An 8126-nucleotide genomic window follows, 5' to 3' on the forward strand; every position below is an offset into this window, starting at 1 on the left:
CTGTGCGCGAACGGCGCCATGCGGCGCCGGGTCGCGCACAGGGTGCGCTCCTACAAAAACCGAGGCTCAGCCGGGCTCAGCGCCCTTGGCTACGGGCCGACTCGCATCGCTCACCCAGCCGCTCCACGACGGCGCGTAAAGACACGAGCCGGTGAGGCCTGCATGCTCCATCGCTAGCAGGTTGTGGCAGGCGGTGACGCCCGAGCCGCACATATGCACGACGTCGCTGGGCGCATGCGCGCCGAGCAGTGTCTGGAATTCCTGGCGCAGGACATCGGCCGACTTGAAGTGGCCATCCTCTTGCAGATTTTCCGAGAAGGGCCGATTGAGCGCGCCGGGCACATGGCCACCTACCGGATCGATGGGCTCGACCTCGCCGCGATAACGCGGAACAGCACGCGCATCGAGCAACACGCGCTGCGCATCGCCGCGCAGCGCGGCGTGATCGACGATGGCTTGTTCGGCATCGAAATAGAGGCTGACCGGTTGCGGCTCGCGAACCACATCGCCCGACTCGACCGGCATGCCCGCAGCCACCCAGGCCTGGAAACCGCCATCGAGCACGGCAACGTCGCGGATGCCAGAGAGGCGCAACAGCCACCAGAGGCGAGCGGCAGCGAGCGAACCGTTGGCGGCGTCGTAGCACACGATCTGCATGCCTTCGCGCCAACCCCAGCGCGACAGGGATTCGGAGAACGCGGCTTCCAGCGGCAAGGGGTGTCTCCCCAAACCCAGCGGTTTGCGCGAGAGATCRGATAGATCGCTGTCCAGACTCGCGTAAACCGCGCCAGGGATATGCCCTTCGCGATAATCACGCTCACCCTTGCCGACATCACGTTCGCCGCTGCCGGGCGCCATCAGGTCGAAACGACAATCGACGATCAACACATCGGCTGGTGCAAGCGCCACCAGTTCCTTGACGTCGATCAAGGTGGTCTTGAGTGTCATGCGCGTCCCATCCTCTGCAGGAGATTGAACACCATGGCGGCGGTGGCACCCCAGATGCGGTGGCCGCCATGCACGAATTCCACCATGTCGCGGCGGTGACCGCGGAAATCCATGGTGTAGCGCTTGAGATTGCGCGGTTCAAGGAAGAACGACAGCGGCACTTCGAATACTTCGGCCACTTCGGCCGGCGCGGGATACAGGCGCGCGTCGCCGTCGATGCGCGCGACCACCGGCGTGACGCTGTAACCGCTGATGGTTTCGAAGCGATCGAGAAAACCCAGCGGTGTCACCAGGCGGCTTTCGAGGCCAATTTCTTCTTCGCTTTCGCGCAAGGCGGTGGCAATCGCGTCGGCATCGCCGGGGTCGGTGCGACCGCCGGGAAACGCCACCTGCCCCGCGTGATCCTGCAGATGGTCAGTACGCACGGTCAACACCAGTCGCGGCTGCACGCCGTCGCGTACACCAACCAGTACGGCGGCCGGGCGACGCGGCGTGTCGCCGATCAACTGGACCATGTCCGAATGATTCCAACCCCGGCCCGTTGGCGGTGACGACAAGGGCAATACTGCGTGACTCAAGTCGGTCAGCAGCTCACCCATCACGGTCGTTTCCGGGGAGGCAGCACGTCGCGCATGTAGCGAAGTCGCTCCTGGTCATCCATGGCCCGCCATCCGGCGATTTCAACACCTGTGCGCAGGCAGCCGATGCAATAGCCGCGTTCGTCCAGCCGGCAGATGCCAATGCAAGGACTGAGGGGATTGCCGGATGGACCAGGGGTGCCGTCTGCCGCTGTCATGCTGCGAGGAACTATCAGCGCGGCACGGAGTGTGCCAGCGAAGCCCCCATTCTATCGCAAGGGGCGCAGGCCGTCATTCGAACGCCGCCAAGGGCGGCAGCGTTCAAGCGGATGCCATTACTTGATCTCGAGCAGCTCGATTTCGAACACCAGCGCTTCGTTCGGCCCGATGCGCGGCGGATCGCCCTTGATGCCATAGGCCATGGCAGGCGGCACGGTGACTTTCCACAGATCGCCGACGTGCATGCGCTGGATCACTTCCTGCCAGCCCGGGATCACCTTGTTGTTCACCACGAAACTCACCGGCGAACCATGCGCCCATGAGCTGTCGAACTCGGTGCCGTCGATCAGCATGGCGCGGAAGTTCACGGTGACCACCGAGCCTTCCGGTACCTGCCTGGTGCCGGTGCCCTGCTTCACCACTTCGTACTGGATGCCCGACGGCAGCTGGATCACGCCCGGCTTGCTGCGGTTGCGCGCCATGTAATCGGCGCTCTTGCGCGCATTGGTTTCCGCCACGCGCTTGAATTGCGCCAGCGCCTGGCTATGCATCTGCTCGTCGAGTTCGCGCAGCTGGTCGTGCATGTCGCGCATCGACACGGTGGGATGCTTTTTGGCGTAGGCGTCCTGGATCGCGCGCAGCAGCGTGGGGATATCCACGTCCGGATCGCCGTTGGCGAACTGGCTGCCGATCTGGAAACCGATGGCGTAGGACAGCTTGGTCTTGTCCAGCTTGACCTGCGACTGATCCTGCGGGGCGCCACTGACCTGAGCATGCGCCAGACCACCCCAACACAGGATRCCCAGAGCTAGCCAACGCAGTTGTGCCATGCCTTCCTCCATTGCGGCTGCAACCTGGCCATCGTAAGCGGTCCGGGCGAATCGTGCAGCGACGCCGGTCCATCCGGCGTCTGTGCCTTCGAACGCCGGAGGCGGCAAAGGTTCCCGCTGCTACCATGGCGCCTTTTCCGCCGGAGTCGAATCATGGCCTATCGCAACCTGGAAATCGCCAACCGCGGCGCGGTGCGCACCATCACCGTCAATCGCCCGGACAAGCTCAATGCGCTCAATCGGGAGACGCTCAACGAGCTGACGCTGGCCTTCACCCAGGCCGCCCAGGACGATGCGGTGCGGGTAGTCGTGTTGGCCGGCGCGGGTGAGAAGGCCTTTGTGGCCGGTGCGGACATCGCCGAGATGAATGGCTATACGCCTGTCCAGGCACAGAGTTTCTCGCGCACCGGGCAGCGACTGATGAGCCTGGTCGAGCGACTGGGCAAGCCGGTGATCGCGCGCATCCAGGGCTTCGCCCTCGGCGGCGGCATGGAGCTGGCGATGTGCTGTCACCTGCGCGTGGCCAGCGAAAAGGCCAAGTTCGGCCAGCCCGAAATCAACCTGGGACTGATCCCCGGCTTCGGCGGCACCCAGCGCCTGCTGCGCCTGGCCGGCCGTGGCGCGGCGTTGGAGCTGTGCCTGCTGGGCGCCACCATCAACGCCCAGCGCGCCTATGAGCTGGGCGTGGTGACCCGCGTGGTCGCGCCTGAGGCGCTGGATGAAACGGTCAACGCCATGGCCGATCAGTTGGCCGCCGCCGCGCCGCTCGCCGCTGCTGGCATCCTGGACGCCGTGCTGCAGGGTGGCGAAACGAGTATCGATCAGGGTCTGGAGTTTGAAACGCAGGCGTTCGCGCTGGCCTTCGCCACCGAGGACATGCGCGAAGGCACCACGGCGTTCCTGGAAAAGCGCAAGGCGGACTTCAAGGGTCGCTAACGCAAAAAGCGACGGCCAGCGCAGGGCTGGCCGTCGTTGTCATGGCGCGGATCGGGCAGCGCTCAGTGATGGCTGCCGCGGTAATTCTTCTCGCCCGCGGTCACGGCCAGATCCAGACGGTTCTCCGGCGGAGCCAGCGGACAGGTGGCGTACGGCGTGAATGCACACGGCGGGTTGTAGGCGCGATTGAAGTCGAGCACGACCTTGCCGTCCTTCGGTAGATCCGCATACATGAAACGGGCTGCGCCATAGGTGTCCTTGCCGGACGTGCGATCGGCGATGACGAAGAACAGCGAATCGGGTTCTTCCTGGATCGGCATCAGCTCGTAGGTGTGGCCGTCGCGATGGAACACCGCCTTGCCCGGCACCTTTTCCTTGTTGACCGTGCCCAGCACCGAGCCGATCTCCAGCTCGTGCGGCGGGTCGAACGGCACCCAGTCAGCCTCGATGCGCCACGACGGATCGGGCGTGTAGTAATCCAGCCCCAGGAAGTGCGTGCGCGTGTCGGCGTTGCTGTCCTTCACGCGCAAGGCCTTGCGGCCGTCGCGCTCGATCACCAGGAAGCTGGCCGAACCGAATGCCACCACGGACGGCGCGCTGTCACCGGCGTGCATGTCGTCGACCAGCGCCGCTTCGGGCACGCTCTTGCCATCCACGGTGGCCGCGCTGTGCTTGTCGAACACGATGTGCATGCTGCCGTCCTTGGCCAGGGTCACCACGCCCAGGTGGGCCGGACCGGCCGTGAGCACGATGTCATTGTCGGCCGCGCTGCCCACGCGATTGGCGCCTTCCTTCAGCCACTCCAGGCCGATCAGGCTGAGCCAGCCATTGGGTGCGGTGAGGCCGGCAAGACGCTTGTTCTGCCAGTTGACGTTTTGCTGGGAGAAATCCGTCGCCGCAGCGGAGGTAGGGGTCTGAGCTTGCACGGTGGCAACTCCAAGGCTCAAGGCAAAGGCAAGAACGGCGGTACGCAACATGGCAGGCCCCGTCGGAATGAAACAGCAGTATGGCCGTCCATTTACAAACCGGGCAAGCGCCGCTCGGTACAGAAACTCGTCAGCGACCGCGCAGGAACAACTTGTCCAGCTCGGGCAGGCTCAGCTGGGTCCAGGTCGGACGTCCGTGATTGCACTGCCCGGAGCGCTCCGTCGCTTCCATTTCGCGCAGCAGCGCGTTCATTTCCGGAATGGTGAGGCGGCGCCCCGCACGCACCGAGCCATGGCAGGCCATGGTCGAGAGCAGCTCGTTCTCCAACTCCTGCAGGCGACGCGAACTGCCGTGCTGGGCCAGCTCGGAAAGCACGTCGCGACAGAGCTGCGCTACATCGGCGCCTTCCAGCAGGGCGGGAATGCGCCGCACCACCACACCGGACGGACCGCTGCGCGAGAGCTCCATGCCCCATTCCGCCAAGGCCTCGGCGTGTTCCTCGGCCGCGGCGGCCTCTTTCGCACTCACTGCCACATTCATCGGCACCAGCAACATCTGCGAACGCAGGTTGCTGCAGACGCGACCAGCCTTGAGCTTTTCGTAGGTGATGCGCTCATGCGCGGCGTGCATGTCCACAAGGATCAGGCCATGCGCATTTTCGGCCAGGATGTAGATGCTCTTGAGCTGCGCGATGGCGAAGCCCAGCGGCGGCGCTTCCTCTTCGGACGCGTCCGGCATCGGCGCATTGGCAGCGAACGACAACGGCGTGGACACGGTCGCGGGTTCGCCCAGTAGCGCGGCGTAGCCAGCGAGCGGCTCGTCTCGCACGCCCAGGCTCAAGCGGCTCTGGCTCAAGGCATTGGGCCATGCGGGCGCGGCGCTGGCCGATCCCGACGACGGGGCCATGCTGTAGCTGTACGACGGCGCCGCTCCCGCCATCGGCGACTCGGCAGCAGGCAGGCCGACGTTGCCTGCACGCGTCTGCGCGAGCGCTTCGTGCAGGGTGCGAAACAGGAAGTCGTGCACCAGCCGTTGTTCGCGAAAACGCACTTCACTCTTGGCCGGATGGACATTCACATCCACGCCCACCGGATCGAGTTCCAGATACAAGACGAACGCCGGATGACGGCCATGGAACAGCACGTCCGCATAGGCCTGGCGCACCGCATGCGCCACGATGCGATCGCGCACCAGCCGGCCGTTGACGTAGAAGTACTGCGAATCAGCTTGCGAACGCGAGGCGGTGGGCAGACCCACCCAGCCCGACAGATGCAGCCCGGCCGCTGCATGATCGATACGCAGGCTTTGCGCGGGGAATTCCTCGCCCAGCACTTCGGCCACGCGCTGCAAGGCGGCGCTTTCGTCGCGCGCGGCCTTGAGCATGCGCACCGGCTTGCCGTTGTGGCTCAGGCGAAATTCCACCGAGCCGCGCGCCAGGGCGAGCGATTTCAGCAGATCGTCGATATGCGCGAATTCGGTGCGCTCGGCGCGGAGAAATTTGCGGCGTGCGGGCACGTTGTAGAACAAGTCGCGCACTTCCACGCTGCTGCCCTGCGGATGCTGCGCGGGACGTGCCGCCTGCAGCTTGCCGCCATCCACTTCGATGCGGAACGCCGTGTCCAGTCCCTGCGCGCGCGAGGTCAGCGCAAAACGAGCCACCGAGGACACCGAAGCCAGCGCTTCGCCGCGAAAACCCATGCTGGCCACGTGTTCGAGATCGTCGAAGCTGCCGATCTTGCTGGTGGCGTGCGAGGCCACCGCCAGCGCCAGCTCGTCGGGCACGATGCCGCAACCGTCGTCGCGCACGCGGATCAGGCGGGAACCGCCTTGTTCGATATCCACTTCAATCCGCGTGGCGCCGGCGTCGAGGCTGTTTTCGACCAGTTCCTTCACGACGGAAGAAGGCCGTTCGATCACTTCACCGGCAGCGATCTGATTGATGAGTTCGGGAGGCAGGGGACGAATGACTGGCATCGGCGAAGCTTAGAACCTGACGGCCCCCGGCGAAAGCAGAGCGCCGCCCGGAGGCGGCGTTGTTGGTGATTCCTTGAGCAGCCGCTTCAGCCGGCGGGTATGGCCAGCATCATGCCCACGCGTACCGAACTATCGCTTTCCAACTTGTTCGCGTTCTTGATCGCGTTGACGCTGACGCCGTACTGCTTGGCGATGCTGCGCAGGCTTTCGCCCCGCTCCACCCGGTGCAGGTCCTGCACACCATCATCGGCGCGACTCCCGGCACCGGGAGTGGAGGCCATCGCCTGTGCCACGGCACGTGTGGCCTTGGCAGCGGTCTCGTCGTCGCCCTGCGAGCTGGCGACATTCGCCATGCCGTTGCGACGCGAGGCTTGCGCGGCAAACCAGCTGCCCGGCGGCGGCGTCGCCTCGAAATAGCCGCGCACGCCCGTCATCACCGCCGCGGCGAGGCGCGACTGGTGCGAAGGATCACGCAGCTTGCGCTCTTCSTCCGGATTGCTGATGAASGCCGTCTCGACCAGGATCGAGGGMAYATCCGGCGAGCGCAGCACCACGAAGTTGGCGCGCTCCACGTAGCCGCGATGGGTGGGGCCGAGATTTCCCAGCGCCTTCAGCACGTTGCCTGCCACCGATTCGCTGGCCTGCATGGAATAACCCTGCTGCAGGTCGAGCAGCACGGCCGCCAGGCCGTCGTTCTTGTCGTCCAGCGTCACGCCGCCGATCAGGTCGGCCCGGTTCTGGCCGTCGGCCAGCCAGCGCGCCGCCATGCTGGTCTTGCCGCGTGGCGAGAGCACCCACACGGACGAACCCTTGGCGTCGCCGTTGATGAAGGCGTCGGCGTGGATCGAGACGAACAGGTCGGCCGAGTTATTGCGCGCGATCTGGTAACGCTGCGCCAGCGGGATGAAGAAGTCGGCGTTGCGGGTGAGCACAGCTCGCATGCCGGGCTGCTGGTTGATCTGGTCCGCCAGCTGGCGCGCCACCGCGAGGGTGACGTTCTTCTCCAGCGTTCCGCCCGGACCGTGAGCGCCCGGGTCATCGCCGCCATGACCGGCATCGATGGCGATCACCACCTTGCGCTCGCCATTGAGCAGGCTGGCTGCCGCACGCGTCGAGGCCATGCCGCTCTGGGTCGGCTTCAACGAGGAGCGGGTCGAGCTGCGCGACTCGGGCATGGGTGCCGGCGGCGGCATGGCAGCCGGTGGCGGAGCAGCTTCGGGCGCTGCGGCAGCCGAGGCGGAGGCGCTGTCGCCGTCGTCATCCGATGGGGCGGCAGCCGGGATGGGAATATTCGGTACAGGCCGCTTTTCCGGCGACGAGGCCTTAGCCACCGAGCCGCTGCCCGGATAAAGATCGACCACCAAGCGGTAGCCGTACTCCGCCTGCGGCTTGAGCAGGAAGCTTTTGACGTTGCTCGAGGGATCGACCTTGGCGGTCAGGCGGACGTTATTGCCCTGCTTGGCGCCGCTCATGCCCTTGTACAGGCCCGTGGCCGCCGGGTAATTGAAGCCGCCAACGACCGAGCTGCCGTTGATGTCCACCGTAAGCTCGTCGCCGTCCTGGTCGACCTTGTAGGTGACCGGGCCGGAAACATCGAGCACCACGCGGGTGTATTCGGGGCCTGCCCAGACGCGGGCGGACTTCACATCGGCCGCTCTGGCCACGCAAAAAGGCACCATGGCCAGCATAGCCACGGCACTGAGCAGAGCAGGAT

The 8126-nt window shown here is 65.5% G+C and carries 8 protein-coding genes; 1 reads left to right on the top strand and 7 read right to left on the bottom strand.

The window, feature by feature from the left end:
* Positions 1-66: 66 nt before the first annotated feature.
* The 4 genes from AC1DMG_RS17480 to AC1DMG_RS17495 form a co-directional block, all read right to left on the bottom strand.
* Complete coding sequence (locus AC1DMG_RS17480) at positions 67-948, bottom strand: sulfurtransferase (RefSeq protein ID WP_477180836.1); 882 nt, start codon at positions 946-948, stop codon at positions 67-69.
* Positions 945-1463 (bottom strand): CoA pyrophosphatase, encoded by a 519-nt coding sequence (locus AC1DMG_RS17485; protein WP_441605184.1) that lies wholly within the window; start codon positions 1461-1463, stop codon positions 945-947. The genes AC1DMG_RS17480 and AC1DMG_RS17485 overlap by 4 nt, the downstream gene beginning before the upstream one ends.
* An 83-nt stretch (positions 1464-1546) precedes the next feature.
* Positions 1547-1744 carry a DUF1289 domain-containing protein gene (locus AC1DMG_RS17490; RefSeq protein WP_441605183.1) on the bottom strand — a complete coding sequence of 66 codons (198 nt, stop codon included), beginning with the start codon at positions 1742-1744 and terminating at the stop codon, positions 1547-1549.
* Between the two features lie 117 nt (positions 1745-1861).
* Positions 1862-2575, bottom strand: coding sequence for an FKBP-type peptidyl-prolyl cis-trans isomerase (locus AC1DMG_RS17495; RefSeq protein WP_441605182.1), 714 nt, complete (start codon positions 2573-2575; stop codon positions 1862-1864).
* Positions 2576-2728: 153 nt separating this feature from the next.
* Between AC1DMG_RS17495 and AC1DMG_RS17500 the strand changes: the two genes are divergently transcribed.
* Positions 2729-3511, top strand: coding sequence for an enoyl-CoA hydratase-related protein (locus tag AC1DMG_RS17500; RefSeq protein WP_441605181.1), 783 nt, complete (start codon positions 2729-2731; stop codon positions 3509-3511).
* A gap of 62 nt (positions 3512-3573) precedes the next feature.
* Here AC1DMG_RS17500 and AC1DMG_RS17505 read toward each other — a convergent pair whose 3' ends face one another.
* From AC1DMG_RS17505 to AC1DMG_RS17515, 3 genes are all read right to left on the bottom strand, one after another.
* Positions 3574-4488, bottom strand: coding sequence for a DUF1684 domain-containing protein (locus AC1DMG_RS17505; RefSeq protein ID WP_477176377.1), 915 nt, complete (start codon positions 4486-4488; stop codon positions 3574-3576).
* Between the two features lie 79 nt (positions 4489-4567).
* Positions 4568-6412, bottom strand: a complete 1845-nt coding sequence (gene mutL, locus AC1DMG_RS17510; protein ID WP_477176376.1) for a DNA mismatch repair endonuclease MutL — start codon at positions 6410-6412, stop codon at positions 4568-4570.
* A gap of 86 nt (positions 6413-6498) precedes the next feature.
* Positions 6499-8118 carry an N-acetylmuramoyl-L-alanine amidase gene (locus AC1DMG_RS17515; protein WP_477180837.1) on the bottom strand — a complete coding sequence of 540 codons (1620 nt, stop codon included), beginning with the start codon at positions 8116-8118 and terminating at the stop codon, positions 6499-6501.
* Positions 8119-8126 lie beyond the last annotated feature (8 nt).

This window comes from Dyella sp. 01N36 (genome assembly GCF_056399745.1).

What these genes read in the sequence shown, in the direction of transcription:
- AC1DMG_RS17505 (WP_477176377.1), bottom strand. Translation starts at nt 4,488, where the DNA reads ATGTTGCGTACCGCCGTTCTTGCCTTTGCCTTGAGCCTTGGAGTTGCC.
- AC1DMG_RS17485 (WP_441605184.1), bottom strand. Translation starts at nt 1,463, where the DNA reads ATGGTCCAGTTGATCGGCGACACGCCGCGTCGCCCGGCCGCCGTACTG.
- AC1DMG_RS17500 (WP_441605181.1), top strand. Translation starts at nt 2,729, where the DNA reads ATGGCCTATCGCAACCTGGAAATCGCCAACCGCGGCGCGGTGCGCACC.
- mutL (WP_477176376.1), bottom strand. Translation starts at nt 6,412, where the DNA reads ATGCCAGTCATTCGTCCCCTGCCTCCCGAACTCATCAATCAGATCGCT.
- AC1DMG_RS17490 (WP_441605183.1), bottom strand. Translation starts at nt 1,744, where the DNA reads ATGACAGCGGCAGACGGCACCCCTGGTCCATCCGGCAATCCCCTCAGT.